26 protein-coding genes are annotated in these 25,738 nt (G+C 70.7%); 19 read left to right on the top strand and 7 right to left on the bottom strand.

All coding sequences use genetic code 11. The features are described 5' to 3' along the window. Positions 1–140 precede the first annotated feature (140 nt). A complete protein-coding gene (locus tag KF903_RS13865) occupies positions 141–1,115 on the top strand; it encodes a UbiA family prenyltransferase (RefSeq protein WP_291216022.1) in 975 nt (324 codons plus the stop codon). Between the two features lie 30 nt (positions 1,116–1,145). Here the strand turns inward: KF903_RS13865 and KF903_RS13860 are convergent, their stop codons facing one another. Beyond that, the gene (locus KF903_RS13860; protein ID WP_291216019.1) at positions 1,146–1,868 is read right to left on the bottom strand and encodes a ComF family protein; all 723 of its coding nucleotides are present in this window, start codon (positions 1,866–1,868) and stop codon (positions 1,146–1,148) included. Positions 1,869–1,988: 120 nt separating this feature from the next. Here KF903_RS13860 and bioB point away from each other — a divergent pair, with 120 nt between their 5' ends. The 10 genes from bioB (at position 1,989) to KF903_RS13810 (ending at position 13,521) form a co-directional block, all read left to right on the top strand. Further along, positions 1,989–2,996 (top strand): biotin synthase BioB, encoded by a 1,008-nt coding sequence (gene bioB / locus KF903_RS13855; protein ID WP_291216017.1) that lies wholly within the window; start codon positions 1,989–1,991, stop codon positions 2,994–2,996. Positions 2,997–3,086: 90 nt separating this feature from the next. Continuing rightward, positions 3,087–3,653, top strand: coding sequence for an ECF-type sigma factor (locus tag KF903_RS13850; protein ID WP_291216014.1), 567 nt, complete (start codon positions 3,087–3,089; stop codon positions 3,651–3,653). Then, positions 3,650–6,220, top strand: a complete 2,571-nt coding sequence (locus KF903_RS13845) for a serine/threonine-protein kinase (RefSeq protein WP_291216011.1) — start codon at positions 3,650–3,652, stop codon at positions 6,218–6,220. Before KF903_RS13850 ends, KF903_RS13845 begins: the two co-directional genes overlap by 4 nt. Before the next feature lie 47 nt (positions 6,221–6,267). Further along, positions 6,268–6,834, top strand: coding sequence for an ECF-type sigma factor (locus KF903_RS13840; protein ID WP_291216008.1), 567 nt, complete (start codon positions 6,268–6,270; stop codon positions 6,832–6,834). Continuing rightward, complete coding sequence (locus KF903_RS13835) at positions 6,831–9,299, top strand: serine/threonine-protein kinase (protein ID WP_291216005.1); 2,469 nt, start codon at positions 6,831–6,833, stop codon at positions 9,297–9,299. Before KF903_RS13840 ends, KF903_RS13835 begins: the two co-directional genes overlap by 4 nt. An 11-nt stretch (positions 9,300–9,310) precedes the next feature. Further along, positions 9,311–10,489: an 8-amino-7-oxononanoate synthase gene (bioF, locus tag KF903_RS13830; protein WP_291216027.1), complete on the top strand. Its 1,179-nt coding sequence runs from the start codon at positions 9,311–9,313 to the stop codon at positions 10,487–10,489. Next, positions 10,486–10,890: a hypothetical protein gene (locus KF903_RS13825; protein ID WP_291216002.1), complete on the top strand. Its 405-nt coding sequence runs from the start codon at positions 10,486–10,488 to the stop codon at positions 10,888–10,890. The genes bioF and KF903_RS13825 overlap by 4 nt, the downstream gene beginning before the upstream one ends. Beyond that, on the top strand, positions 10,887–11,654 hold the full coding sequence (bioH, locus tag KF903_RS13820) for a pimeloyl-ACP methyl ester esterase BioH (RefSeq protein WP_291216000.1): 768 nt from the start codon (positions 10,887–10,889) through the stop codon (positions 11,652–11,654). The genes KF903_RS13825 and bioH overlap by 4 nt, the downstream gene beginning before the upstream one ends. Then, complete coding sequence (bioC, locus tag KF903_RS13815; RefSeq protein ID WP_291215998.1) at positions 11,651–12,526, top strand: malonyl-ACP O-methyltransferase BioC; 876 nt, start codon at positions 11,651–11,653, stop codon at positions 12,524–12,526. Before bioH ends, bioC begins: the two co-directional genes overlap by 4 nt. Further along, positions 12,523–13,521: a multidrug resistance efflux transporter family protein gene (locus KF903_RS13810; protein ID WP_291215996.1), complete on the top strand. Its 999-nt coding sequence runs from the start codon at positions 12,523–12,525 to the stop codon at positions 13,519–13,521. The genes bioC and KF903_RS13810 overlap by 4 nt, the downstream gene beginning before the upstream one ends. A gap of 129 nt (positions 13,522–13,650) precedes the next feature. Here the strand turns inward: KF903_RS13810 and KF903_RS13805 are convergent, their stop codons facing one another. The 3 genes from KF903_RS13805 to KF903_RS13795 form a co-directional block, all read right to left on the bottom strand. Continuing rightward, positions 13,651–14,289: a hypothetical protein gene (locus KF903_RS13805; RefSeq protein ID WP_291215990.1), complete on the bottom strand. Its 639-nt coding sequence runs from the start codon at positions 14,287–14,289 to the stop codon at positions 13,651–13,653. Positions 14,290–14,373: 84 nt separating this feature from the next. Continuing rightward, a complete protein-coding gene (locus tag KF903_RS13800) occupies positions 14,374–14,568 on the bottom strand; it encodes a hemin uptake protein HemP (RefSeq protein WP_291215987.1) in 195 nt (64 codons plus the stop codon). A 152-nt stretch (positions 14,569–14,720) separates the two neighbouring features. Further along, complete coding sequence (locus tag KF903_RS13795; RefSeq protein WP_291215984.1) at positions 14,721–17,057, bottom strand: DUF1566 domain-containing protein; 2,337 nt, start codon at positions 17,055–17,057, stop codon at positions 14,721–14,723. Between the two features lie 325 nt (positions 17,058–17,382). Between KF903_RS13795 and KF903_RS13790 the strand changes: the two genes are divergently transcribed. From KF903_RS13790 to KF903_RS13780, 3 genes are all read left to right on the top strand, one after another. Further along, the gene (locus KF903_RS13790) at positions 17,383–17,940 is read left to right on the top strand and encodes a TMEM165/GDT1 family protein (RefSeq protein WP_291215981.1); all 558 of its coding nucleotides are present in this window, start codon (positions 17,383–17,385) and stop codon (positions 17,938–17,940) included. A 66-nt stretch (positions 17,941–18,006) separates the two neighbouring features. Further along, entirely contained in the window at positions 18,007–18,213 is a 207-nt protein-coding gene (locus KF903_RS13785; protein WP_291215978.1) for a DUF465 domain-containing protein, read from the top strand. Further along, positions 18,206–18,772, top strand: a complete 567-nt coding sequence (locus tag KF903_RS13780) for a DUF924 family protein (RefSeq protein WP_291215975.1) — start codon at positions 18,206–18,208, stop codon at positions 18,770–18,772. Before KF903_RS13785 ends, KF903_RS13780 begins: the two co-directional genes overlap by 8 nt. Before the next feature lie 25 nt (positions 18,773–18,797). Here the strand turns inward: KF903_RS13780 and KF903_RS13775 are convergent, their stop codons facing one another. Next, on the bottom strand, positions 18,798–21,251 hold the full coding sequence (locus KF903_RS13775) for a heavy metal translocating P-type ATPase (protein WP_291216024.1): 2,454 nt from the start codon (positions 21,249–21,251) through the stop codon (positions 18,798–18,800). A 47-nt stretch (positions 21,252–21,298) separates the two neighbouring features. Next, entirely contained in the window at positions 21,299–21,709 is a 411-nt protein-coding gene (locus KF903_RS13770; RefSeq protein WP_291215972.1) for a heavy metal-responsive transcriptional regulator, read from the bottom strand. 136 nt (positions 21,710–21,845) lie between these two features. On the opposite strand from KF903_RS13770, the gene KF903_RS13765 reads away from it, so the two are divergent. The 5 genes from KF903_RS13765 (at position 21,846) to KF903_RS13745 (ending at position 25,195) form a co-directional block, all read left to right on the top strand. Next, a complete protein-coding gene (locus KF903_RS13765) occupies positions 21,846–22,148 on the top strand; it encodes a hypothetical protein (protein ID WP_291215969.1) in 303 nt (100 codons plus the stop codon). Positions 22,149–22,228: 80 nt separating this feature from the next. Further along, the gene (locus tag KF903_RS13760; protein ID WP_291215967.1) at positions 22,229–22,483 is read left to right on the top strand and encodes a hypothetical protein; all 255 of its coding nucleotides are present in this window, start codon (positions 22,229–22,231) and stop codon (positions 22,481–22,483) included. Between the two features lie 279 nt (positions 22,484–22,762). Next, positions 22,763–23,536 carry an exodeoxyribonuclease III gene (gene xth / locus KF903_RS13755; RefSeq protein WP_291215965.1) on the top strand — a complete coding sequence of 258 codons (774 nt, stop codon included), beginning with the start codon at positions 22,763–22,765 and terminating at the stop codon, positions 23,534–23,536. Further along, positions 23,526–24,182: a YecA family protein gene (locus KF903_RS13750; RefSeq protein ID WP_291215963.1), complete on the top strand. Its 657-nt coding sequence runs from the start codon at positions 23,526–23,528 to the stop codon at positions 24,180–24,182. The genes xth and KF903_RS13750 overlap by 11 nt, the downstream gene beginning before the upstream one ends. Positions 24,183–24,337: 155 nt before the next feature. Further along, complete coding sequence (locus KF903_RS13745) at positions 24,338–25,195, top strand: pirin family protein (protein WP_291215961.1); 858 nt, start codon at positions 24,338–24,340, stop codon at positions 25,193–25,195. A gap of 28 nt (positions 25,196–25,223) precedes the next feature. Here KF903_RS13745 and KF903_RS13740 read toward each other — a convergent pair whose 3' ends face one another. Beyond that, a complete protein-coding gene (locus tag KF903_RS13740) occupies positions 25,224–25,655 on the bottom strand; it encodes an EamA family transporter (RefSeq protein WP_291215959.1) in 432 nt (143 codons plus the stop codon). Positions 25,656–25,738 lie beyond the last annotated feature (83 nt).

Genomic DNA, 25,738 nt, shown 5'->3' with positions numbered 1-25,738 from the left:
CGCCAACTGCGCCAACTGCGCCAACTGCGCCAACTGCGCCAACTGCGCCAACTGCGCCAACTGCGCCAACTGCGCCAACTGCGCCAGCGAAGCCGGTCGCCGGTGCGGCACCGACCTCGGCCGCCAGCGCGCCCGTCTTCGTGCCCTCGTTCGCACGTACCGCCAGCGCGCCACCGCGTGCCGGCGAACGCATCGACCCCGCTGCCGCCAACGCGCGTGCCACGCGCATGATCGATGCGGTCTGCGGCCTGCTGCCGCCGCGCGCGCAGCCGCTGCTGCGCGACGCCCTCGTCCTCGTTCACGCCGATCGGCCGCTGGCGACGTTGTTGCTGCTGTGGCCGCCGCTGTGGGCGTTGTGGTTCGCCGCCAACGACTTCCCGCCGCCGCTCAGCCTCGTTGCCGTCACGCTCGGGGTCTGGCTTGCGCAGGGCGTCGCGGCGCTCGGCGCGAACCTGCTGCAGCGACGGTGGCCGCGCCTCGCCCTCGCCGCGGACACCGACGTTGCCGTGCTCGGACGCTTTGGCCCGCGGCGCGCGTTGGCGCTTGCCGGTGGACTCGTGCTGGGTCTGCTCGTGCTGGCGGCGGCGGTGCAGGTGCTCGCGTTGGCGGCGCTTGCGGTGCCGTTGGCAGTCACCCACCTGGTCGCGCGGCGCAGCGCGATCCTCGCACCGGTCACGTGCGCGGCGCTGCGCGCATGGTGGGTGCCGCTGGCGTTCGCCGCCGCCGGATCGGCGTTGTCGCCGTTGTGCTGGCTGCTGTATGTCGGTGCGATCGTGTTCGGTGTGCTGCAGGACAGCGAACGCGCACTGGTCACGCGCGCGTTCGATCTGCATGCCGGTCGTCGCACGCTGGCCGGCGTGTTCGGCGATGCCGACCGCGCGATCGTCGCCGTGTTGATGGCCGCGTTGCTGCTGGCGCTGGCGCTGGCCGGCACGCGCGCGCAACTGCACTGGCCGTGGTTCGTCGGCGTTGCGGTTGCCGGCGCCGAACTGGTCCGCCAGTGGTGGCAGATGCGCGAGCGCGCGCCGCTCGCCTGCCTGGCGGCGCTGCGTGGCAACAACCGTGTCGGCTTGGTGCTCTGGTTCGGCCTGCTGTTTGCGGTTGCGTTGCGCTGAGCGCGCCCACCCGCGCCAATTCGCGCCGGCTCAGCGCAACGGTGCGCGAGCCAGCGCCCACACGTCCACCCGCGCCACGCCGGCACGGCGCAGGCAGCGCGCCGCCTCGCGCAGCGTCGCGCCGGTCGTCATCACGTCGTCGAACACGACCACATGCGCGGGCAGGCGCGCCGCCGGCGCCAGCGCGAACGCATCGCGCAGGTTGCGCCGGCGCGCGGCGGCATCGAGGCCGGTCTGCGCTGGCGTCGCCCGCACCCGCCGCAGCAGGTCGCCGGCCACCTCCACGCCGAGTTCGCGCGCCAACGGTCGCGCGAGTTCGAGCGCCTGGTTGTAGCCACGCTGGCGCAGACGCGCGCGGTGCAGCGGAATCGGCACGATGAGTTCGGGCCGCAGCGGCGCCTGCGCACTGGCCGCAGCGACCAGCAGTGCGCCGAGCACGCGACCGGCGGCTAGATCGCCATGGAACTTGAACCGCGCTTCGAGCAGATCGAGCGGGTGCGCGTAGCGCAGTGGCACCCATGCGGCCGTGAACGGCGGTGCATGGCGCAAGCAGTTGCCGCAGCTGGCGGCCGGTGTCGCCAGCGGCAGCGCGCAGCGCGGACAGCAGGGTTCGTTATGCGCCAGATCGGCCCGGCAGGCCGCGCACAGGTCGAGGCCGGCGGCGCCGGCACTGCCGCAGAGCAGGCAGCGTGGCGGCAGCAGCAGGTGCAGCGCACGGCCCGCGATCGCGTCAACCTTGCTGATGCCTGTCAAGTTGACAGCCCTCCTGTGCCGCCCCAGACTCGCGCCGCGCCGGCGCCGCCTGCGCCGCGTGGTGGCGGCAGGGGTCACCGCTGCGCTCGCGCCGCCACTGTAACCTGCCGGAAGCCGCCCATGGCCGAGATTCGCCACGACTGGACGCGCGAGGAGATCCTCGCCCTGCTCGACCTGCCGTTTGCCGACCTGCTCGCGCGCGCCCACGCGCTGCACCGCGCGCATCACGACCCCAATGCGGTGCAGGTGTCGACCCTGCTGTCGATCAAGACCGGCGGCTGCCCCGAGGATTGCGCCTACTGTCCGCAGGCGCAGCGCTACCAATCCGGTGTGGAAGCGACCGCGCTGATGGAACTCGAGCGGGTGCTCGACAACGCCCGCGCGGCCAAGGCCGCCGGCGCCACGCGCTTCTGCATGGGCGCGGCATGGCGTTCACCCAAGGACCGCGACCTCCCCAAGCTGGCGGCGATGATCGGCGCGGTGAAGGCATTGGGCCTGGAGACCTGCGCCACGCTTGGCATGCTGAGCCAGACCCAGGCGCATGCGCTCAAGCAGGCCGGCCTCGACTACTACAACCACAATCTCGACACCGCGCCCGAGTACTACGGCCAGATCATCCACACGCGCGGGTTCCAGGACCGGCTCGACACCCTCGGCCACGTGCGCAAGGCCGGCCTCCGGACCTGTTGCGGCGGCATCATCGGCATGGGCGAGACGCGCGCCGAACGCGCCGGCCTGCTGCAGGCGCTGGCGACGCTGCCGGCGCACCCGGATTCGGTGCCGATCAATCGTCTCGTGCGCGTCGCCGGCACGCCGCTGGCCGGGCAGGTCGAGCTCGATCCGTTCGAATTCGTGCGTGTGGTGGCGGCGGCGCGCATCCTCATGCCGGCCTCGATGCTGCGCCTGTCGGCGGGCCGCGAGCAGATGAGCGACGAATTGCAGGCTCTGTGCCTGTTCGCCGGTGCCAATTCGATCTTCCACGGCGAGCGGCTGCTCACGACTGCCAATCCCGCCATCGAGCGCGACCGCGCCCTGTTCGCCCGGCTCGGCGTGCATGCCCTGCCGGGGCCGGACGCAGCCGCCTCCGCTGGGGCCTGCGGCTGTGATTGCGGCAGTGCCGCGGCGTGAAACTGGGGCGCCGGCGCCTGTGCGCCAGCGCACAGGTCCGCTGTGGCCCCGCGCACCCGGGCGACACGGCCAGGACGCTAGAATGCGCGCATGAGTGCGGCTCCCGGCGATCATGAGATCACCCACCTGCTTGCCGCCTGGCGCGAAGGTGACGTGCATGCGCGCGAGGTGCTCATGCAGCGCGTGTACCGTAACGTGCGCGCGATCGCCGCGCAGTCGCTGCGTGCGATGCCGTCGGCCACCCTCAGTGCCACCGATCTCGCCCACGAGGCTCTGATGCGCCTGCTCGGCAACGAGCTGGGCTGGAACGATCGCCAGCATTTCTATCGCGTCGCCGCGCAGGCCACGCGTCAGGTGCTGGTCGACGCAGCGCGCAGGCGGCTGGCCGACAAGCGCGGTGGTGGCGCGCTGCACGTCGAACTCGAGGATGCACAGGGACTGCCGTCGCCCGAGCGTGACGAGCAGATGCTGCGCATCGACGAGGCGCTGCACGAGCTCGCCATTGACGATGGGCGCCGCGCGCAGGTCGTCGAGCTGGTCTATTTCGGCGGCCTCAGCCGCAGCGAGGTGGCGCTGGCGCTGGCGGTGTCGGAAGGCACGGTCGATCGCGACCTGCGCCTGGCGCGAGCCTGGCTCAAGACGGCATTGCGGGCATGACCGCCGCATCGCTCGATCGCTACGCCGACGATTTCGAGCGCCTGCGCAGCCTGCCGGTCGATGCGCGCGAGGCGGCGCTGGCCGCGCTGCCGCTCGATGAGGCCGATCGCGCCACGCTGCGCCGCCTGCTCGCCGCCGATGCCGCCGCCGAGCTCGACGATCCGCTCATGCGCGTGGTCGGACTCGGTGCGGCCGGGGTGACCGATACGGCTGCGCAGCGCATCGGACCGTATCGCGTGGTCGGCGAACTCGGCAGCGGTGGCATGGGCACGGTGTTGCTCGCCGAGCGCGTCGAAGGTGGCTTCGAGCAGCGCGTGGCGATCAAGCTGATCCGCAGCCACCTGGTCGGGCACGAAGCGGTGCAGCGTTTCGAACGCGAACGCCAGATCCTCGCCAACCTCGACCACCCGCACATCGCCCGCCTGCTCGATGGCGGCGCCAGCGCCGCCGGCGTGCCCTATCTGGTGATGGAATACGTCGATGGCGTGGCGATCGACCGCTACTGCATCGAACACGGACTCGGCGTGCCGGCACGGCTGGCGCTGTTCCTCGACGTCTGCGCCGCGGTGCAGTTCGCGCACCAGCACCTGGTGGTGCATCGCGACCTCAAGCCCGGCAACATCCTCGTCGACGCCAGCGGCAACGTGAAGCTGCTCGATTTCGGCATCGCGCGGCTCACCGATCCGGCCACCGCCGCCGAGTCGGTCACGCTCAATGCCTTCACGCCCGAGTTCGCCAGCCCCGAGCAGGTCAACGGCGCGCCGATCACCACGGCCAGCGACATCTACTCGCTTGGCGTGCTGCTGTACCGCATGCTGAGTGGGCGCAGTCCGTACCAGGCCGACAAGACGCAGCTGGCCGAGCTCGTGCGTGAAATCGTGACGACCCCGCCGCTGCGCCCGAGCCAGAGTCTCACTTCGCGCGCGGCCGTGACCGGCGCGGGCGATCCATCGGCACTGGATCTGCGGCGCCTGCAGCGCGAGCTGCGCGGCGACCTCGACAACATCGTGCTGATGGCGCTGCGCAAGGAGCCCACGCGACGCTACGCCAGCGCGGCACAACTGGCCGAGGACATCCGTCGCCATCTCGCCAACCGGCCCGTCCACGCGCGCGTGCCGAGCGCGGGTTACCGCCTGCGCAAGTTCATCGCGCGCAATCGCCTCGGCGTCGCGCTCGGCAGCGTCGCGGTGCTGGCCCTGCTCGCGTTGTCGGCGTATGCGCTACGCCAGGCGCAACTGGCCGACCGACAGGCCGCACGCGCCGAGCAACACTTTGCCAGCGTGCGCATGCTGGCCAATCGCTTCGTCGGCGAAGTGTTCGACCGCATCGTCGACGTGCCGGGCACCGCCGATGCCCAGCAGTTGCTGCTCGATACCGGTCTGCAGTACCTCGACCGGCTCGTCGTCGATACCGAGGGCAATCATGCCTTGCTGCTCGAAGCGGCCAGCGGCTATATCACGCTGGCGGGCATCCAGGAACGCATGTTTGTCACCCCGGCGCAGCGTGCCGCCAGTGCGCAACAAGCGCTGGCTCTGCTCGATCGTGCCGATCGTCTCGCGCCAGCCGACGAGGATGGTTGGGCCATGCGGCGCAATGCCCTCGTCGCGCTCGCCGGCAGCAACGCCGATGCCCAGCAGTTCGACGCCGCCGCCCGCCATTTCAGGGCGGCCATCGCCGCGCCGCCGGCGGAGGTGGGGGCGCCCACCACGGTCATGGCGCGCGGCGCCTTGGCCAACGCGCTGGTCGAGTACGCCAAGGCCACCAATGTCGGCCTGACACCGACCGACAGTCTCGCGCTGTTCGAACGCGCGCGCGCCGGATACGCGGCGATGCTGGCCGACACGCTCACGCCGACCCAGCGCGATGCAGTCGCCAACGCCGATGCCAACGCCCTGCTGTTCATGGCACGCGCCCAGGCCGAGGCTGTCGCCGACCCGCAGCACCGCGTCAAGGCGCTGCAGCTTGCCGGGCAGGCGCTGCAGGCGTACGAAACCTTTCTGGCACATCGGCCCAATGATCTGCGCGGGCTCGTCAATGCAACCTTGGCTGCGACCACGGCGGCGTCGATCGCTGGCAAGGAACGGCAGTACGCGCTGGCCCGCCAGTACTACGCCAAGGCGCGTCACCACGACGAGCTGCTGCAGCTGCGCGACCCCGACCAGCCCACGGCGGCGATCAACCGTTTGGCGCGACGGCTCGAGCAATTGGAGATGGAGCTGCTGGCCGGGGCCGCGCCGCGCGCGCAACTGGTCGAAGTCGCGCAGATCGACGCGCTCGTCGCGGCGTTGCCGGCGGGTCTGCTCGACCAGCGCCAGGGAGTCGCGGTGCGGGCCTGGTTCGATACGCTCAAGGCCGAGTTCAGCCTGCGCCGCAGCGCCGAGCCGGACCTGACCGGCAACGAGCGTCGCGCGCTTGCGCGCACCGCGCTGGCCGCATTCGAGCAGGCGCAGGTGCTGCTGGCACAGGTGCCCGAACTCGTCGATGGCGCCGCCCCCGAGATGCTCGACCTGCTGCACACCGGCCCGGCGCGGGCGCGAGCTTCGCTCGCCGCGCTGGGCGAGCGTTGAAGACCGTCGCGCGCCGGCGCGGCGAACCCACCGCTAGAATCCCTGCCATGACCCAGCCGCCTGCCGACCACGACATCACGCAACTGCTCGACGCCTGGCACGCGGGCGACGCGCAGGCCCGCGAGCGGCTGGTGGAACGGGTCTATGCCAACGTGCGCGCAATCGCCGCGCAGTCGCTGCGGGCGATGCCGGGTGCCACGCTCAGCGCCACCGACCTCGCCCACGAGGCACTGCTGCGCCTGCTCGGCAGCGAACTCGCGCTGGCCGACCGGCGCCATTTCTTCCATGTCGCCGCGCAGGCCACGCGCCAGGTGCTGGTCGACGCCGCGCGCAAGCGCCTCACCGGCAAGCGCGGCGGCGATGTCGAACGCGTCCGGCTCGACGAAGCATCGGCCGTCGCCACGCCCGACAGCGACCGGCAACTGCTGCGTGTCGACGACGCGCTGCGCGACCTGGCCAGCAGCGATGCGCGCCGCGCGCAGATCATCGAGCTGGTCTACTTCGGCGGTCTCAGTCGGCTCGAGGTCGCCGCCGCGCTCGATCTGTCGGAAAGCACGGTCGACCGCGACCTGCGCCTCGCACGCGCCTGGCTCAAGACCGCGCTCGAGGCATGAATACGCCGCTGGACCGCTACGCCGAGCACTTCGAGCGGCTGCGGCTGCTGCCGCTGGAGCAGCATGAGGCGGCGCTGGCTGCACTGCCGTTGTCGCCGCGCGAGCGCGATCTGCTGCGCGACCTGCTCACGGCCGATACCGACGCCGGCGACCCGCTGGCACAAGTGCTGGCCGACAGCGCCGGCGATCTCATGGCCACGCGCGTGCAGCGCCTCGGGCCGTGGCACCTGCTGCGCGAGATCGGCGTCGGCGGCATGGGCACGGTGTTTCTCGCCGAGCGCGTCGATGGAGGCTTTGCGCAACGCGTGGCGATCAAGCTGCTGCGCGGCTTTCCCACCCGCGAGGGCCTGCAGCGGCTGCGCCACGAGCGGCAGATCCTCGCCGACCTCGATCATCCGCACATCGCACGCCTGCTCGATGGCGGCGAGACGGCGGATGGCCAGCCGTGGCTCGCACTCGAATACGTCGACGGCCTGCCGCTGCTGGCCCATGCGGCGACGCATGCGCCGCGGCTGCGCGAACGCCTCGCGTTGTTCGATGCGGTGCTCGATGCGGTCGGCCACGCTCACCAGCGGCTCGTGATCCACCGCGACATCAAGCCGGCCAATGTCCTCGTGACCACGGGCGGTGACGTCAAGCTGGTGGACTTCGGCATTGCGCGCCTGCTCGACCTCGATACCGGGCAGGCGCGCCGCGACACCTCCACGCGCGTGTTCACGCTCGGCTACGCGAGTCCCGAGCAGCGCGAAGGCCGCGCCATCACCACGGCCAGCGACATCTACAGCCTCGGCGTGCTGCTGCGCGAACTCATCGCCGGTGAGGGGGTCGGTCGCGACGCACCAGCCGCGCTGCCGCTCGATGCCGAGCTTGGCGGCATCATCGTCAAGGCCACCGCGGCCGATCCCGCGGACCGCTACGCGAGCGCCAGCGCGCTGCGCGAGGACCTCGAGCGTTATCGTGAAGGGCGCCCGGTGCGTGCCGCGCGCGTGACGCGGTGGTACCGGATGCGCAAGTTCGTGGGCCGCCATCGCGGCGCGGTGGCGCTGGCGGCGCTCGCGGTCGGCATCATGCTGGCGAGCTGGAGCTATGCGCTGCAACAGGCCCACGAGGCGCGCCTCCAGGCCGCGCGCGCGGCGCGGCATTTCGCCGGCGTGCGGGATCTGGCCAACCGCTTCATCGGCACCGTGTTCCAGCAGATCGTCGACGTGCCGGGCACCAGCCAGGCGCAGCGCACCCTGCTCGACACCGGCGTGGAGTACCTCGATCGGCTCGCCGCCGACAGCGGCGACAATCCCGAGCTGTTGCTCGACATCGCCACCGGTTACGCCTCGCTGGCCAAAATCCGCAAGCGCATGTACGCGCCTCCCGCCGAGCGCATCGCGACGGCCGAACGCGCGCTGGCGGCGGTCGACCATGCCGATCGACTCGTCGCCCCGCAAGCCCATGCGCAGGCCTTGCGACTGAGCGCGCTGACCGAGCTTGGCGACGCGCAGGCCGATGCCCAGCAGGGTGCCGCGGCGCAAGCCACGCTCGCACGTGCGGCGGCACTCGCGCGCGCCGCGCCTGCGGCCGACGAAACCTTTGCGCTTGCCATCGCGCGCGGCGGGGCCCTCTACGTGCAGGCGCGCGCGGCGGATGCGGCCCTGTCGCCAGCGCAGAGCGCGGCGCTGTATGCCGAAGCCGGCACCGCCTGTGAACGGGCGCGTGCACTCGCCTCGACCGAGGCCGAGCGCGTGGCCGCTGACGGCCTGCTCGCAAGCGCGCTGAGCTTCCGCGCCTACAGTCACGCCGGCGATGACGCCGACCCGGAGCACATGGCCAAGGCACTGGTCGCAGCCGAGCGCGGGCTGCAGGTGCAGGAATCGTTGCTGGCGCGCCACCCGCAGGACCTGCGCCACCTGGTCAACGCCGCGAGCGCCGCCGGCATCGCGGCGCGCATGGCCGAGCGCAGTGGCCAGTTCGACGCGGCGCGCGCCCATTACCAACGACGGCGCGAGATCGATCGTGAGCTGCTGCGCCTGGATCCGGCGCAGCCCATCGCCGCGGTGAACCGCATCGTCGCGCGGCTGCAGGAAGTGCAGATGGAGGCGCGCGCCGGCTCGCCGGCCGCGCCGCAGCTGCAGGCGTTGGCGGAGGTGGCGCGATTGTTCGAAGGTTTGCCGGCCGAGCTCGCGCGGCAGCGACAGTTCCACCTCACGCGCGCCTGGTTCGACACGCTCAAGGCCGAGTTCGAGCTACGCCGCAGTGGCGAGCGCGATGTGGCCGCGGCCATGCGCCTGACCCTGCTGCACGATGCACTGCGCCTGTTCGAGGAGGCTGCGGCGCAGGTCGCACTGGTGCCCGAAATGCTCGACGACGACGCGCAGGAAGCCGTGGCCCTGTTGCGCAGCGGTCCCGCGCGCGTGCACGCCGCGTTGACCGCGCAGGACGCCGCGGTCCGACGCGGCGCCGCGCCCCAGCGCTGACGCCGATGACCGTGATTCGCGCCGATCTGCTCGAGCGCCTCGCCGCGCGCCAGCGCGAGCGCGCCGCCGCGCAGCTGCTGCGCCGCCTGCATGTGCTCGATGTCGATGTCGCGACGGGGGGTGCATGGGTGGTCGATGACGGCCACCGCCTGCTCGATTTCGCCAGCAACGACTATCTCGGTCTGGCGCGTCATCCGGCGCTGATCGAGGCGCTGGGCCGCGCCGCGCGCGTTGTCGGCGTCGGCGCTGGCGCGGCCCACCTGCTTGGTGGCCACCGCGACGAACATGCACGGCTCGAGCACGGTCTCGCGCAGTGGCTCGGTCGCGAGCGGGTGCTGCTGTTCTCGACCGGATACATGGCCAATCTCGGCGTGCTGGCGGGATTGCTCGCACGCGGCGACCTGTGCGTGCAGGACAGGCTCAACCACGCCAGCCTCATCGATGGCGCGCAGCTGGCCGGTTGCACGTTGCGCCGCTACCGGCACGCCGATGTCGAAGGCGCCGCACGCCAACTCGACGCGCAGCCGCAGGCCGCCGCCCTGCTGGCCAGCGACGGCGTGTTCAGCATGGATGGCGACATCGCGCCCTTGCGCGAACTGGCCGCGCTGTGCCGGGCGCAGGCCGCGTTGTGCATGATCGACGATGCGCATGGGCTCGGCGTGCTCGGCGCCGACGGTGGCGGCAGCCTCGCTTGGGCCGGGCTCGGTCAGCGCGAAGTCCCCGTGCTGATGGGCACGCTCGGCAAGGCGCTGGGCACGTTCGGCGCCTTCGTCGCCGGCAGTGCCGAGCTCATCGACGGCCTCGTGCAGCAGGCGCGCTCGTTCATCTACACCACCGCGCTGCCACCCGCGCTGGCTGCCGCGACCTGCGTGGCGATCGATCTCGCGCGCGGCGATGCGGAGCGGCGCAGCACGCTGGCGGCGCGCATCGAGCAGTTCCGCGCCGGCGCGCGCGCGCGTGGCCTGGCCGTGCTCGCTTCGCCCACCGCGATCCAGCCGCTGCGGGTCGGCAGCAGCGAGGCGGCGCTCGGCGCTGCCGCGCGCCTGCGCGAGGCCGGCTTCCACGTGCCCGCGGTGCGACCGCCGACCGTGCCGCGCGACCAGGCGCGGCTGCGCGTCACGTTGTCGGCGCTGCATACGCAAGCACAGGTCGAGCAGCTGCTCGATACGCTGCGCAAGGTGCTTGCATGAGCGGCGAGGGGTTCGATCCGGTGGCGCGCCGGCCGGTGTGGGAGGCGCTTTCGGAGTTGTATCTGGATGTGCCGTGGCGGCCGTTGGTGCGCAGCACCGCGCGTACGCTTGCGTGCTCGCACTACTCGCTCGACGAGCTGCGCGCGATCCTGTTCGACGAGATCCATCCCGTGCTCGTGCTCAACCTGTGCGCGACCGCGGGGGTGTGGGATCGCTTCGACCAGAGCTGGCTGGAACAGTGCATCATCGCCAATCGCAGGCGCGCGCGCGGGTTGCGACCGTGGCCATTCTGCGGCCGGCGTTTCGTGCGCCTGCTGTGGCGCCTGCTGGCGCCACGCATCGAGCGCGCCCGTGCCGCGGCCGCGGTCGAGTCGCGGCCGGCGGCAGAGGGCGCTGCATGAAGCCGTACATCGCCACCTTGGGGGATGGTCCCGATCTCGTGCTGCTGCACGGCTGGGCAATGCATGGTGGCATCTTCGGTCCGCTCATCGACGCGCTGGCCGGTCACTTCCGCCTGCACGTGGTCGATCTGCCCGGACATGGCCACAGTCATGCGCTGGGTCGATTCGAGCTGGCCGACACCGCCGGCGCGATTGCCGCCGCCACGCCGCGCGCGGTGTGGGTCGGCTGGTCGCTCGGTGGCAGCGTGGCGCTGCACGCGGCGCTGGCGCATGCCGCGCAGGTACGCGGCCTGGGCCTGATCGCATCGAGCCCGCGCTTCGTGGCGGCGCCCGACTGGCCGCATGGCGTGTCGGCCGACGTGCTGCATGGTTTCGCCGGCGAACTGGCGCTCGACTACCGCAGCGTGATCGAGCGTTTCCTTGCCCTGGAGACGCTCGGTTCGGCCCAGGCGCAGGTAGAATTGCGCGGCTTGCGCGCACAGGTGTTCGAGCGCGGCGTACCGAGCCTGGCCGCGCTGCAGGATGGACTGCGCATCCTCGAGGCCGTCGATCTGCGCCAGCAGCTGTCCATGCTGGTGATGCCGAGCCTGTGGCTGGCGGCGCGGCGTGATCGGCTGGTGCCGCCGGCAGCGATGCAATGGGCGGCGCAGCAGGCGCCGCGGGCACACTACCTGCAGCTCAACAGCAGCCACGCGCCATTCATCAGTCATGCCGAGGCGATCGCCGCGGCGATCATCCAGTTCACGAAGGAGCTTGCGGCATGAGTGCGGGACTCGATCCGAGGCAGGTGCGGCGCGCATTCGGCCGCGCTGCCGCCCGCTACGAGGCCAATGCGGTGCTGCAGGCCGAAATCGGTCGCCGTCTGCGCGAACAGCTCGACGCCGCGCTGGAGCCGCAGCTGATCCTCGATGTCGGCTGCGGTCCCGCGGCCGGCGCACTGGCCCTGCACGAACTCTGGCCGCTGGCGCAGGTCATCGCGCTCGACATCGCGCTGCCGATGTTGCGCGTGGCCGCAGGCCGCGCCGGCGCGCCGCAGGCCTATGCCTGCGTGGCGGGCGATGCCCAGGCGCTGCCGCTGGCGGCGGCCAGCGTGGACCTGATCCACGCCAACCTGTGCCTGCAATGGTGCGATGACCCCGGCAGCGTGATGGCGGAGTTCCGTCGCGTGCTGCGCCCGGGCGGCACGCTCGTGTTCTCGACCTTTGGCCCCGACACGCTGCACGAGCTGCGCAGCGCGTTCGCGGCGGTCGACGCGATGCCGCATGTGAGCCGCTTCATCGACATGCACGACATCGGTGATGGCCTGCTGATGAGCGGTTTCCGCGATCCGGTGATGGGACGCGAGGATCTGACGCTGACCTACAGCGACCTGCACGCGCTGATGTGCGACCTGCGCGCGATCGGCGCCACCAACGCCGATCGCGAGCGCAGCCGGCAGCTGACCGGCAAGCAGCATCTGGAGCGCGTCGCCGCCGCTTACGAGCGTTTCCGTGTCGGCGGTCGCCTGCCGGCCACCTACGAAGTCGTGTATGCGCGTGCGCTGGCGCCCGATCCGGGCCATCCCGTGCGCAATGCCGGCGTCGACGTGGCGAGCTTTTCGCTGGCCAGCCTGCGTGGCAGTCGCGTGCGTCGATGAGCGGACGCGCGCCGCGGCGGGAACTGCAAGCCGTGCTGCTCGGCCTTGCCTCCGCGCTGTTCTTCACCTCGACCTATGTGCTCAATCGCGCCATGGCCAGCGCCGGCGGCCATTGGGCGTGGTCGGCGGCGCTGCGCTACCTGTTCACGCTGCCGCTGCTGTGGCTGGTGATCGGCTGGCGCGGCAGCTTCGCCCGCGTCTGGTCGGCCTTGCGGGCGCAGCCGCGCGCCTGGCTGCTGTGGAGCACGGTGGGCTTCGGCCTGTTCTGCGTGTGTCTGACCTGGAGCGCCGCGCACGCGCCGGCCTGGCTGGTGGCCGGCACCTTCCAGCTCACCGTGGTCGCGGGCATGCTGCTGGGTCCGCTGTTGTACCGCGACGAGCGCGCGCGACTGCCACGCGCGGCGCTCGCGCTCGGCGCCCTCATCGTGCTTGGCGTGGCGCTGATGCAGGGCGCGCATTTCCATGGTCAGCTCGATCGCGATGCGTGGCTCGCGCTGCTGCTGGTGGCGCTGTCGGCCACGCTCTATCCGCTGGGCAATCGCGCGATCCTGCTGCACCTGGAACGCAGCGGCGAGACCCTCGACGCCACCGAGCGCGTATTCGGCATGACGCTGGCGAGCCAGCCGTTCTGGTGGCTGGTCGCGGTCTACGCCTGGCAACAGGCCGGACCGCCGCCGCCGCTGCAGATGACGCTGGCGGCCGGCGTGGCACTGCTGACGGGCGTGGTCGCGACGATCCTGTTCTTCCATGCCACCGGTCTCGTGCGCGACCAGCCGGCGGCACTCGGCGCGGTCGAGGCGATGCAAGCCGCCGAACTGCTGTTCACGAGTGCGTTCGGGGTGCTGCTGCTGGGCGAGTCGATGCCGCGCGGCGGGTCGGCCGTCGGTGCACTGCTCGTGGTGGTCGGCATCGTTGCGCTCGGCATGCTGGTCGGGCGCGGTGCCGCCGGCGACCGGCGGCGCCAGCAGGCACTGCGCAGCGATCGCGGCGCCTGAGCGCACGCCACGCGCCGGTGACGGCGCGATCGCTGCATCATCGCGGCCACGACTTGCAGCCGGAGCGATGGCGCAGTGCGGCCGCCGCCGTTGCGCCGCCGCTCCGATTCGGCACGCGGACGCCTCGCCTCATTCGAGGCGAAACGCGCTCACCCATTCGGCGCCTTCATCGCGCGTGATGTGGCTGGCCAGTTCATGGCCGAGCAGCGACAGGCGCAGCGGCGCTTCGGCTGTCAGCTCACGGCGCCAGGACCGGTGCCGCATGCGGAAGCGCAACACGCGCGCGCGCCAAGCCAGGTTGCCGCGTGCGCGCAGGCTGCGCAGCAGCGCATCGCAGGCATTGCGCCGGCGTTCGGCCGCGCCGTGCACCGGCACCAGGCCGCAGGCATCGAGCATCTGGTCCCAGGCCAAACAGTCGCTGTCGGGCAGCAGGAACAACCTGGCCACGCAGCGCGCCTGGGCATCGCACAGGCACAGCCATTCGCGTGGGCCGGCCGTCGTCATCGTGACGTGGGCATCGAGCCGCGCGCAGGCGCCGAAGGCGGGCAGGTCGGGCGCGTACAGCGCGCCCGGGCCCGGCAGCGGTGTACCACCGGCCCGCGGCAGCGGCCGCTCGAGCCACAGCACCGGACCGAGCTGGCACAGCAGGTCGGCCAGCCGCTGCTGCAACGATCCCGCGCTGCGCGTCACGAGGGCATCGACACCGGCTGACGGCTCCAGGTCGGGTTCGGCCAACACGCCAGCCAGGCTGTCATCACAGTCGATCATCGCCATGCTCCTGTCGAACCCGCCTCGAGAGGCGGGCTTGCGCGAGCGTCACGCCGCCTGCGCGTGGCAGCGCTGCCAGCGGCCTCATTTGGTGAGGATGAGCCTGTCGTTGCGGGTCAGGCGCAGGTGGTATTCCTGGCCCGCATGTTCGATGACGAGTTCGCGCGCACCCGCCAGCAACTGGCCGCTGCCGATGCGCGGCGCGCGGCCTGGCGCAACCGGGTCGAGCGGGCAGGCGGTGGATTCCGCGACAGAGGGCGAGGCGATCGAATCGAACATGGCGCAGCTCCGCTGGAAGACGTGCAAATGATAATGCGTCGCATTTGCACGTCAAGCCGGTGCCGCAACGTCACCTCGCGGGTCCTGCCGATGACACTATTGTTGTTGTAATTCCGTCGGTTAAGCCCGTCGCGTGGGCGCTCCCGACATTCCTAGAGATTGGCATCGAGCCAATCGATGCGCTGGCGCAGCCAGTCGCGGTTGTAGGCGAGTTCGCCCTGCCACGAGCCGGTGACGATGACGTTGGGCCAGGTGTAGCCATCGAGCAGTGGCCAGCGGTTGAAGTTGGCATCGACCGCGCCGCGCAGCGGTGCGGCGAGCTGGTCGATGCGTTGCGGCAAGCTATCGAGCAGGCCCGGCTTGAGCGCGTCCCAGCGCGCGCGCACGCGTGCCGCGAACCACGGGTCGGCGAACAGGCGCTCGTACCAGGTGCCGCCGTGTACCCACCAGCCCTGCGGATTGGCGCATGCACAATAGTTGGCGTTGCCGGTGCCGAGGTCGAAATCCCACAGCGGACCGCGCTCGATCAGGCCGTTGCGGTCCTTGTAGTTCCAGATGCTGCTGAAGTCGGCGGCATCGACATTGGCCGTGAGCTCGTTGACGAGATACCAGTCGATGAAGCTGTCGGGATTGAGCCAGGCGCGATAGCCCTGCGCCGGATCGGCAAAGTCGGGCGCGTAGAGCGCGTCCTCCATGCCCTGGATGTAGCTGCCGATCCAGGCGTACTGCTGCGGCACGATGGCGTCCTCGTCGGGCGTGTCGATGCAGATCGGCACGTGCCGCGTGGTTTCCAGCAGCACGTTGGCGGCGCAGTCGCGCCTCTTGTCGATCTCGAACAGGTAGCCGCCACTGACTTCGGGCAGCGCCACGTCGCCCGGTTCGATCTCAGTGATGTCGACGCGGTCGGAGTCGACGCGGATCGTCTCGATGAGCTGGTAGATGCCGATGTACTGACCATTGAGCTCGGCCCGCACCATGCGCGAGTCGGGCGACCAGGCCATCGCCATGTCCTGGCCCAGCGACAGCGCGATGGAGTTGCGCAGCAGCGACTTGTCGGCGTAGTTGGCCAGCAGCGCCCAGTGCTTGCTCGAATTCATGCCGAGCAGTTTCGACTTGGCGTCGAGCTTGATGCGGTAGGGCTTCTTGGGCATGTTCCAGGTCGAGTTGCCGCGACCGCGGATCTGCAGCGTGCCGGCGTAGTCCACGCTGCCGTCGCTGCGCGTGATCACCATGCTGCCGGTGACGTAGTTGTTACGATCGATCGGCACGCCGCCGTCGGTCACGACACTGACGAGGGCGAGTGCGGCGGCAGCCGGCGCCGGTGGCAGCGCGACGAGGTCGAAGCCGTCCTCGAACAGGCCGTCGCGGGCCGTGCCGGTGGCGGCAGCGGTGGCGGTGCGCACCAGCCGCAGAGCGGCCGTTGTCGCCTTGTCCTTGGCGAACACGTTGCCGGTGCCGAAAAACGCAGCCCAGGCCATGCGCCATGCCTTGTCGTCGGTGGTCGAGCTCCAATGCGCGGTCGGGGGCGCATTGGGCGACGTCGTGGCATCGAGCGCCGGCCAGGCGCTGCCGATCTCGATGAGGCTGGCCAGTTCCTTGACATTGGGCAGTCGCCAGTCGCCATGCCCGTGCCAGTTCTGCTGGTTGCGCGTGCGCACTTCCTTGAGTGCGTTCTGCCAGTTGTAGCTGAGCGCGGTGCCATTGCACTGGTTGGCGGCATCCTCGCCCAGCGCGCAGGCATCCCACTGCAGGCCGGTATGCGGGTCGCTGACGCTGCCATCGGGATTGCGCACGGGCGCGCCATGGTAGTTACCGCCACTGACATACAGTGCGTCGGCAGCTTCAACGGCGTCGATGCCGTGCACGAAGCCACCGATGAGGTTGACCACGCGCGCGCGTTGCGGCGGCGCCGTGGGGTCGGCCTCGCGCGTCCAGTGAAAGCCGGCGGCGAGAGCCGGGAAATAGTTGCCATCGAGCGCCGGTGAGTTCGCTCCGTAGTGCACGATGCCGAGCAGCTCGTGGTGGTCGGGCAACCGCCAGTCGGAGCGGCCGCAGCTGGCGCCGGCGGCGAGCCCGCGAGCGGCGACCTGCGCGCCGCTCCAGCTCAGGTTGGTGTCGGGCACGATGCGCCACAACAATCCCGTCACGTTGTCGCGCGTGCAGCCCCAGTCGGTCGGCGCACTGCCGGGGGCCGCGCCGGCCGGCAGTTCGCTGCCGTTGTTGGCGATCTTGCTGAAATCAAAGCCGGCCGCGCCGCCGCCGAGCTTGGTCACGCCGCCCGCGTCGCGTCCGCTGGCGCCATCCTGGCCGGGCCACTGCGTGTTGCTGCAGGCCGTCACCACGACCGTGGTATCTCCGGCGCCGGCATAGCACCGCGTCTGGCCACTGTCGTTGATGCGAACCGGCAGCGCAGCCTGCACCGAAGCAATCCCGGCGCCGGCCACGATGCCAAGCTTGCAGATCGTTCCCAACAACAAGTGCACCTTCATGCGAGTCGTCCACCCATGGCCGCTCCGAACCATAACGAACGATGGCGCTGCGGTCGCGACATCGAGGCGTGACCGGTGCGCTGCGCGCCGGTCGGGATGACGCGGCCGCGGCGGACCTCTACACTGCGCGCACTCCATCGGGGAGTAGTCGGGCACGGCCGCGGTCGTGTCGCGCGCGTCAACATGCTTGGCGAACCAGCCATGGCGCGCGCCGCGGCGGCATCGGCCTGCCGCGTGGCAAGACCTTTGGTGCACGCCGCGAGACCCGGGCCGGGACCGCGCGCGTGTGCCATCGCGTGCTTGTCCTGGTCCGACCGGAGTACCCATGCAGGCCCTGTTCGTGTCGACCGCCGCCGTCGCGCTGGCGGAAATTGGCGACAAGACCCAACTGCTGTCGCTGCTGTTGGCCGCGCGCTACCGGCAACCGCTGCCGATTTGCCTCGGCATCCTGACCGCCACGCTGCTCAACCATACGCTGGCCGGTGGCGCCGGAGCGCTGCTGGCGCATTGGCTCACGCCCGAACTGCTCAAGTGGATCGTCGCCGCGAGCCTGCTGGCGATGGGCGTGTGGATGCTGATCCCCGACCGCATCGACGACGATGCGGCGGCGTCTTCGGGCCGGCATGGCGTGTTCGTCGCCAGCGTGTTCGCCTTCTTCCTCGCCGAGATGGGCGACAAGACCCAGGTCGCCACGCTCGTGCTGGCGGCCCAGTACCAACCGTTGTGGCAGGTCGTGATCGGCACCACGCTCGGCATGCTGCTGGCCAACGTGCCGGTGGTGTGGCTCGGTGCGCGCTTTGCAGCGCGGCTACCGATGCGCAGCGCGCATGCCGCGGCGGCGGTGCTGTTCGTGCTGCTGGCGGTGTGGGTGGCGCTGCGCTGAGCACACGCCGGTCGATCGCGCCGGCAGCCTTCGGCGCCGACCTCTTGCTAGACTGCGTCCACGGCCATGGCTCCCGACGATCCCGCCGCCCTCGTGCGCAAACTCACCGAACTCAAGATCGAGCATCGCGATCTCGACGATGCGATCGCGCGCCTGCGTGCCGATCCGGGCTGCGACGAGCTGCAGCTGACGCGCATGAAGAAGCGCAAGCTGCGGCTCAAGGACATGATCGCCTGGCTCGAGAGCCGGCTCATTCCCGACCTCGATGCCTGAGCCGGCGATGGCGACGCTGCCCTCCAGCGCCAGCGTGCTCGAGTTCTGGTTCGACGAGATCGAGCCGGCGCAGTGGTGGCGCGCCGATCCGGCCTTCGATGCGCAGATCGGCGCACGTTTCGGCGAGCTGCATCGTGCGGCCGTGCAGGGCGAGCTGCATGGCTGGCGCTCCGATGCCCGCGGACGCCTGGCCGAGCTCATCGTGCTCGACCAGTTCTCGCGCAACCTCCATCGCGGCACCGCGCTGGCGTTCGCCGCCGACCCGATGGCGCTGGCGCTGGCGCAGGAGGCCATTGCCGGCGGCCATGACCTGACCCTGCCGACGCCGCAGCGCCTGTTCGTGTACCTGCCGTTCATGCACAGCGAATCGCCGTGCATCCACACGCTCGCGGTCGGCCTGTTCGAGGCGCTCGGGCTGCCCGACAACCTCGACTTCGAGTTGCGCCACAAGGCCATCATCGACCGCTTCGGGCGCTACCCGCATCGCAATGCCGCGCTCGGCCGCGTCTCGACGCCAGCCGAGCTGGCATTCCTGCGCGAGCCCGGCTCGAGCTTCTGAGCCGCCGGCGTCGCGCGCGGTGCGCTCACACCGCGACGCGGCGCAGGCGCAGCGCGTTGCTGATCACCGACACCGAACTCAGGCTCATCGCCAGCGCGGCGACCATCGGACTCAGCAGCCAGCCCGTGAACGGCCACGCCAGTCCCGCCGCGAGCGGCACGCCGAGGCTGTTGTAGAGAAACGCGAAGGCAAGGTTCTGGTGGATGTTGCGCACGGTTGCGCCTGCCAGCGCACGTGCACGCACGATGCCGCCGAGCTCACCCTTGACCAGGGTCACCTGTGCGCTCTCCATCGCCACGTCGGTGCCGTTGCCCATCGCGATGCCGACATCGGCCGCGGCCAGCGCGGGCGCATCGTTGATGCCGTCACCGGCCATCGCCACGCGCCGGCCACGGGCACGCGCCGCCTGCACCCACGCTGCCTTGTCCGCCGGTGATTGCCCCGCCTGCACTTCGTCGATGCCCAGTGCCCGGCCGACCGCTTCGGCACTGGCCGCGTTGTCGCCGCTGAGCATGACCAGGCGCAATCCGTCCGCGCGCAACGCGGCCAGCGCCTCGCGCGCTCCGGTCTTGAGCGGATCGTGCGCGCCGAGCACGCCGGCGAGTGCGCCGTCGACCGCGACGAACATGAGCGAGCGGGCCTGCTCGCGCAGCGGTGCCGCGAGCGCGTCGAGCGTCGTCTGCGCAATGCCGAGCTCGCGCAGCAGCGCTGCATTGCCGAGCGCGATCGCGTGGCCACCGACGGTACCGCGCACGCCGCGGCCGACCTCGGCGACGAAATCCAGCACCGGCTGCGCCACGATGTCGCGCGCGGCGGCCGCGGCCAGTACCGCGTGCGCGAGCGGATGCTCGCTCACCGCTTCGAGGCTGGCGGCCCAGCCGAGCACCTGCGCCTCGTCATGGCCACTGGCCGCGATGACCTCGGCGAGCTGCGGCCGGCCTTCGGTCAGCGTGCCGGTCTTGTCGAGCACAAGCGTGTCGACCTGGGCAAGGCGCTCGATCGCGGCGGCCTCGCGGAACAGCACGCCGTGTTCGGCGCCACGCCCGCTCGCGACCATGATCGAAATCGGCGTGGCCAGTCCGAGTGCGCAGGGGCAGGCGATGATGAGCACGGCCACCGCGTTGACCACGGCGTAGGCCAGGCGCGGTTCGGGTCCGAACCTCCACCAGATCAGGAAGGTCGCGACCGCGACCGCGACCACCGCGGGCACGAACCACGCCGACACGCGATCGGCCAGTCGCTGCAGCGGTGCCTTGCTGCGCTGCGCGCTGGCCACGAGCTCGACGATGCGCGCCAGCACGGTGTCGCGACCGACGCGGTCGGCGCGCATGACGAAGCTGCCGCGGCCGTTGAGCGTACCGCCGACGAGGCGGTCGCCGGCCTGCTTCTCCACCGGGATCGGCTCGCCGCTGAGCATCGATTCGTCGATGCTGCTGCTGCCCTCGACGACGCGGCCGTCGACCGGCACGCGTTCGCCCGGACGCACGCGCAACAGGTCGCCGATGCCGACCTGATCGAGGGCGACGTCGGCGTCCGCGCCATGGGCATCGACGCGATGGGCAAGCGGCGGGGCGAGGTCGAGCAGGCCACGCAGCGCGGCCGAAGTCTTGCCGCGCGCACGCAGTTCGAGCCATTCGCCGAGCAGCGCGAGCGCGATGATCACGCCGGCGGCCTCGAAGTACACGCCGACCGTGCCGTGCGCGTCACGCATCGCCGGCGGGAACCAGCCGGGCGCGAACATCGCCACCAGGCTGTAGGTGAACGCCACGATCACGCCGGTGCCGATCAGCGTGTACATGTTGGGCGAGCGATGCACGAGGCCGAGCCAGCCGCGGCGGTAGTAGTCGAGGCCGGCCCACAGCACGAGCGGTGCCGCCAGCAGCAATTCGCTCGCGCGCAGCGCGTGGGCCAGCGCGGGCGCCGGATGCCAGAGGCCCAGGTGCGGCAGCATCGCCACCAGCAGCAGAGGCAGCGCGAGCACGGCGGCGAGCAGCGCCTTGCGCCGCACCGCGCGCAGTTCGCCATCATCCTCAGCCAGCGCAAAGTCCTTGGGCTCGAGCGCCATGCCGCACTTGGGGCAACTGCCCGGACCGACCTGCTCGATCTCCGGATGCATCGGGCAGGTGTAGAGCGTGCCGGGCGGCGCGGCAGGCACTGCGGCGGCGGCGCCCGGATCGAGATAGCGCGCCGGCTCGGCGAGGAAGCGCTCGCGGCAACGCGGATTGCAGAAGTACCAGGTCTGCCCCGCGTGCTCGGCGCTGTGTTTGGCCGTGGCCGGATCCACGCTCATGCCGCACACCGGATCCTTCGCGGATGCCGGCATGGCGCTCGCGAGATAACGCGCCGGCTCGGCGAGGAAGCGCTCGCGGCAACGCGGATTGCAGAAGTACCAGGTCTGCCCCGCGTGCTCGGCGCTGTGTTTGGCAGTGGCCGGATCCACGCTCATGCCGCACACCGGATCCTTCGCGGATGCCGGCATGGCGGCCCGGTGCGCACCGCAGCAGCCCGCGGGATGGTTGGAATGGTTCATGTGGACTCCTTGCCGTCGAGCGCGGCGAGTATCGGGCAGTGGTCGAGCGCGCCATCGCCGGGGCAGGCGGCCACGAGCTTGCGCAGGCCGCGGCGCATCTTCTGCAGCTCGGCGATGCGCGCCTCGACGTCGGCCAGGCGCGCCTGCGCCCGCGCACGCAGACCATGCACGCCACGCTCGCGATCGGCCGACAGGTCGAGCAGGGCGCGGATGTCATCGAGTGCGAAGCCGAGCGCCTTGGCACGGCGGATGAAACGCAGCCGGCGCACGTCGTGGTGGTCGTATTCGCGATAGCCCGACAGCCGGCGCGCCGGCGGTGGCAGCAACTGGCGTCGTTCGTAGTAGCGCACGGTGTCGACGCCGACGCCGGCATGGCGCGCGACTTCACCGATCGTGTAGGCAGCCATCAGGCGGCTCCGGCGACAAGTTCAGGCGTACAGCCTAAACCCTGGAGCCGGGTCCAGAGTCAAGGCTGCCGTCAGCGGGCGTGTTGCCGCACGGTGGCCGCGGCGCTACGGTGCGACGACCCATGTGGAGCCCGCCATGAACCGGATCGCCATCGTCCTGCTCGCCAGTCTTGCCGGCCTCGCCGCCGCGGCGGAACCCGCGCCGCCGCCCGGCTACACCGACCTGGCGGCGCTGTTCGCGTCGCTGCGCGGCCAGCACGTCAAACTCATGGCCGACCGCCCACTCGATCTGAGCGTCGACACGGTCGGCAGCGATCATTTCTGTGGTCGCTCCGCACGCAACACCTTGTGCCTGCCGTATGCGTCGATCGCCTATGTGTGGTTGCGCGAGCCGGGGACCCACCAGGTAGTGATCAAGTCCGGTATCCGCCTGCCCTGAAGCGCAGCGGACGCGCTTGCAACGGCGTCGATGCGTACCGCGATGCGCCGCTCGCTCGCGCCGCACGCGGCGCCGCATTGATGCCGGTGCTCGACGATGGATTGGAGAGGGAACCGAAGGTGTCGACCGCGGCCCCGGTGGTCGTGACCTTGGTCAGCGCTGGCCGCCGCTTCGATCGCGATGCCGGCATTGGCCAAATCCGTTGCGCGCACCCGTACGATGTCTTTCCGTCGCTGCTCGACATGGGGCCGCGCGCACAGGCTCTGCAGTACGCGAGGGCGGTGCGCCCGTCCATCTCGATCGACGAGCACGGAGCTTGGGAAACTCCAGGCTGAGAGACGGACCGACCTGCCTCCGTCAGGTCATCGACAACCCACGTGTGGATCTTGGTTCCATTTGACTTGGCGTGCTTCGGTGTCATGCGGTCCGCCCTCCGGGGCTGCGGTGGTGTCGCTTGGAGTACGATGGATGCACATGGGCCGAGATGTAAGTGGACAGGTTTCGTTGTCCGTTGTGGATATTCGCGCTGCCGGATTGATCGGGGGGTATTGGCGGGGGTATCTGAACCAGCTTCCTGACATGGACTCCAATAGAAGCAAGTTGATATCTCGCACATGAAAATCGCCAGTTGGAACGTCAACTCGCTCAAGGTGCGCCTGCCGCATGTCGAGCAGTGGTGTGCGCAGGCGCGGCCCGATGTGCTGGCGCTGCAGGAGACCAAGCTCGAGGACGCCCGCTTCCCGGTGGCCGAGCTGGCGGCGGCGGGCTATCGCTGCGTGTTCTCGGGCCAGAAGACCTACAACGGGGTGGCGATCCTCGCGCGCAGTGAGCCGGTCGACGTGCAGGCGGGCATTCCCGGCTTCGACGATCCGCAGCGGCGCGTGCTCGCGGCCACGGTCGACGGCGTGCGCATCGTCAACCTCTATGTCGTCAACGGCCAGGCCGTCGGCAGCGACAAGTTCGCCTACAAGCTCGATTGGCTCGCGCGCGTCACGGCCTGGCTCGGCGAGGAATTGCGCCGCCATCCGCGCCTCGTGGTGCTGGGCGATTTCAACATCGCACCCGATGACCGCGACGTGCACGATCCGCAGGCCTGGCACGAGCAGATCCTGTGTTCGACGCCCGAGCGCGAGGCGCTGGCGCGCCTGCTCGCGATCGGCTTGGTCGACAGCTTCCGCCTGTTCCATGCCGACGGCGGGCACTATTCGTGGTGGGACTACCGCCAGGCCGCGTTCCGCCGCAACCTGGGTCTGCGGATCGACTTGATTCTGGTGTCGGAGGCGCTACGTTTACGCTGTCGCGCGGCCGGCATCGACCGCGAACCGCGCGGCTGGGAACGCGCTTCCGACCATACCCCCGCCTTGCTGGACATCGACGATGGCATCTGACTGGCTCGCTTCTCCCGACGACTCGGAACTCGAGGAGCTCGACCATTTCCTGCGCGCCCATGCCGGTGACGAGGACATGCTGCTCGACGGCGTGCATGGCTTTCTGACCGCGCTGGCGATCGGCCCGGCACCGGCCAAGCCCGAGGAGTGGCTGCCCGAGATCCTCCACGCGCCGTTCAGCGACGCCGAGGAGGGCGAGCGCGTGCTGACCTTGCTGGCGCGACTCAACGATGCCATCGCACCCGAGCTCGAGACCGGCAGCTACGAGCCGATCCTCGGCGAACTCGACGTCGAGGACGGTGCGCCGCCCGTGTTCACCGCGCGCGGCTGGTGCGAAGGCTTCTCGCGCGGCATCGACCTGCGCGCGCCGTCGTGGGAAGGGCGCCTGGGCCACGATGCCCAGCTCATGGAACTGTTGTCGCCGATCATCGCGCTGGCGATCGACGATGGCGTGTTCGAAAGCGACGGCGACTTCGCTCCGCTGGGCGAGGAAGACTACGACGAATGCCTTGCGCAGATCCCCGATGCCGTCGGTGCGGTGGCCGAGTACTGGCGCACGCATCCGCTCGAGGACGGTGACTTCGCGCGCCACGACGCGGGCGCGCGGACGCCGCCACGGCGTCGCGGCGGCCGCTGGGTGCACTGAGCCTGCCGCCAGACAGGCGCGTGCGGTCCGCTGCCGACCGCACGCCGCCGCCGCGCCGTCACGCAGCGCGGCAACGCAGTGTTCACCGCGCGCGGCTTGTGCGCCTCGATGGCGACGTCCATGTTGCGCGCATCAGCCACCACGGAGTTGCATTCATGAGCACCGTTACCGCCAGTCGCCGCGTGGCACGCGTCATGCGCGGCATCGCCACTGCCGACGGCGCGGGCGTCAAGCTCACGCGCGTCATCGGCCAGCCGGATCTCGACATGCTCGACCCGTTCCTGCTGCTCGACGCGTTCGGTGCCGACGAGGCAGTCGACTACCTCGCGGGGTTTCCCGATCATCCGCATCGCGGTTTCGAGACCGTCACCTACATGCTCGAAGGGCGCATGCGCCACCGCGACAACCACGGCAACTCGGGCCTGCTCGAGGCCGGCAGCGTGCAGTGGATGACGGCCGGGCGTGGCATCGTGCATTCGGAGATGCCCGAACAGGAACACGGCCGCATGGCCGGCTTCCAGTTGTGGGTGAACCTGCCGGCGAGCGACAAGATGATCGCGCCGCGTTATCAGGACATCGCCGCCGAACGCATCGTGCGGGTCGACGCCGGTGACGGCGTGCGCGTGCGCGTGCTGGCCGGGCGCTACGGTGACGCCGTTGGTCCCGTCAATGGCATCGCCATCGCGCCGCTGTACCTCGACATCGAGCTGGCGCCACACGCGCGCGGCGCGGCGCCGCTGTCCGAGGGTCACACCGCGTTTGCCTACGTGTTCGAGGGCGCGGCGACGTTCGGTGGGGGCGACGCGGCGCGCACCCTGGCCAGCGGCGAGCTGGCCGTGTTCGAGCGCAGCGGCACTGCCGTCGAGTTCGCCGCCGGCGCGCACGGTGCGCGCTTCATCCTCGTCGCCGGCCAGCCGCTCAATGAGCCGGTCGCGCGGTACGGCCCGTTCGTGATGAACACGCCCGAGCAAATCGTCGAGGCGATCCGCGACTATCAGGCCGGCAGGTTCTGAGCCGACGCGCGCGCCGGCCCGCCAGGGCTCAGAACACGATCATCACGATCGAGCCGAGCACGATGAGACCGCCGCCGATCGCCACGGGCCAGCTCAAGCTCTCGCCGAGGAACACCACGCCTAGCACGATCGCGAGCGCGACGCTGAGCTTGTCGATCGGCGCGACCTTGCTCACCGGGCCAAGCTGCAGCGCCCGGTAGTAGCACAGCCACGACAAGCCGGTGGCGATGCCCGACAGCACGAGGAACAGCCAGGTGCGCGCCTCGATGCTGGCCGGCGCGCGCCACTCGTTGCGCCAGGCGATGATGGCCGCGGTGACGCCCAGCACGACCACGGTGCGGATGAAGGTGGCGAGGTTGGATGGAATGCCCGCCACGCCGAGCTTGCCGAACAATGCGGTCAGCGCCGCAAACAGCGCCGAACCCAGCGCATAGATCATCCAGTGTTCGCGCAGCGGCATGGCGGCTCCCCGGGCAACGGTGACGCCTAGGCTGGGCCATGCGGGCGCGCACCGCAAGCACCGGTGCTGCGCGGCATCCGCGG

It is taken from the genome of Dokdonella sp. (assembly GCF_019634845.1).
Lineage (GTDB): Bacteria > Pseudomonadota > Gammaproteobacteria > Xanthomonadales > Rhodanobacteraceae > Dokdonella_A.
The sequence above is the reverse complement of the archived record's forward strand: the minus strand, read 5'-3'. Positions and strand labels throughout refer to the sequence as shown.

Bases quoted from the DNA above. Each gene is read 5' to 3' on its own strand.
- KF903_RS13765 (WP_291215969.1), top strand. From the start codon at position 21,846: ATGAACCGGATCGCCATCGTCCTGCTCGCCAGTCTTGCCGGCCTCGCC.
- KF903_RS13770 (WP_291215972.1), bottom strand. From the start codon at position 21,709: ATGGCTGCCTACACGATCGGTGAAGTCGCGCGCCATGCCGGCGTCGGC.
- KF903_RS13745 (WP_291215961.1), top strand. From the start codon at position 24,338: ATGAGCACCGTTACCGCCAGTCGCCGCGTGGCACGCGTCATGCGCGGC.
- KF903_RS13760 (WP_291215967.1), top strand. From the start codon at position 22,229: ATGCCGGTGCTCGACGATGGATTGGAGAGGGAACCGAAGGTGTCGACC.
- KF903_RS13845 (WP_291216011.1), top strand. From the start codon at position 3,650: ATGACCGCCGCATCGCTCGATCGCTACGCCGACGATTTCGAGCGCCTG.
- KF903_RS13775 (WP_291216024.1), bottom strand. From the start codon at position 21,251: ATGCCGGCATCCGCGAAGGATCCGGTGTGCGGCATGAGCGTGGATCCG.
- bioC (WP_291215998.1), top strand. From the start codon at position 11,651: ATGAGTGCGGGACTCGATCCGAGGCAGGTGCGGCGCGCATTCGGCCGC.
- KF903_RS13785 (WP_291215978.1), top strand. From the start codon at position 18,007: ATGGCTCCCGACGATCCCGCCGCCCTCGTGCGCAAACTCACCGAACTC.
- KF903_RS13740 (WP_291215959.1), bottom strand. From the start codon at position 25,655: ATGCCGCTGCGCGAACACTGGATGATCTATGCGCTGGGTTCGGCGCTG.
- bioH (WP_291216000.1), top strand. From the start codon at position 10,887: ATGAAGCCGTACATCGCCACCTTGGGGGATGGTCCCGATCTCGTGCTG.
- KF903_RS13840 (WP_291216008.1), top strand. From the start codon at position 6,268: ATGACCCAGCCGCCTGCCGACCACGACATCACGCAACTGCTCGACGCC.
- KF903_RS13835 (WP_291216005.1), top strand. From the start codon at position 6,831: ATGAATACGCCGCTGGACCGCTACGCCGAGCACTTCGAGCGGCTGCGG.
- KF903_RS13750 (WP_291215963.1), top strand. From the start codon at position 23,526: ATGGCATCTGACTGGCTCGCTTCTCCCGACGACTCGGAACTCGAGGAG.
- KF903_RS13780 (WP_291215975.1), top strand. From the start codon at position 18,206: ATGCCTGAGCCGGCGATGGCGACGCTGCCCTCCAGCGCCAGCGTGCTC.
- KF903_RS13790 (WP_291215981.1), top strand. From the start codon at position 17,383: ATGCAGGCCCTGTTCGTGTCGACCGCCGCCGTCGCGCTGGCGGAAATT.
- xth (WP_291215965.1), top strand. From the start codon at position 22,763: ATGAAAATCGCCAGTTGGAACGTCAACTCGCTCAAGGTGCGCCTGCCG.
- KF903_RS13850 (WP_291216014.1), top strand. From the start codon at position 3,087: ATGAGTGCGGCTCCCGGCGATCATGAGATCACCCACCTGCTTGCCGCC.
- KF903_RS13825 (WP_291216002.1), top strand. From the start codon at position 10,486: ATGAGCGGCGAGGGGTTCGATCCGGTGGCGCGCCGGCCGGTGTGGGAG.
- KF903_RS13795 (WP_291215984.1), bottom strand. From the start codon at position 17,057: ATGAAGGTGCACTTGTTGTTGGGAACGATCTGCAAGCTTGGCATCGTG.
- KF903_RS13800 (WP_291215987.1), bottom strand. From the start codon at position 14,568: ATGTTCGATTCGATCGCCTCGCCCTCTGTCGCGGAATCCACCGCCTGC.
- KF903_RS13810 (WP_291215996.1), top strand. From the start codon at position 12,523: ATGAGCGGACGCGCGCCGCGGCGGGAACTGCAAGCCGTGCTGCTCGGC.
- bioB (WP_291216017.1), top strand. From the start codon at position 1,989: ATGGCCGAGATTCGCCACGACTGGACGCGCGAGGAGATCCTCGCCCTG.
- KF903_RS13805 (WP_291215990.1), bottom strand. From the start codon at position 14,289: ATGATCGACTGTGATGACAGCCTGGCTGGCGTGTTGGCCGAACCCGAC.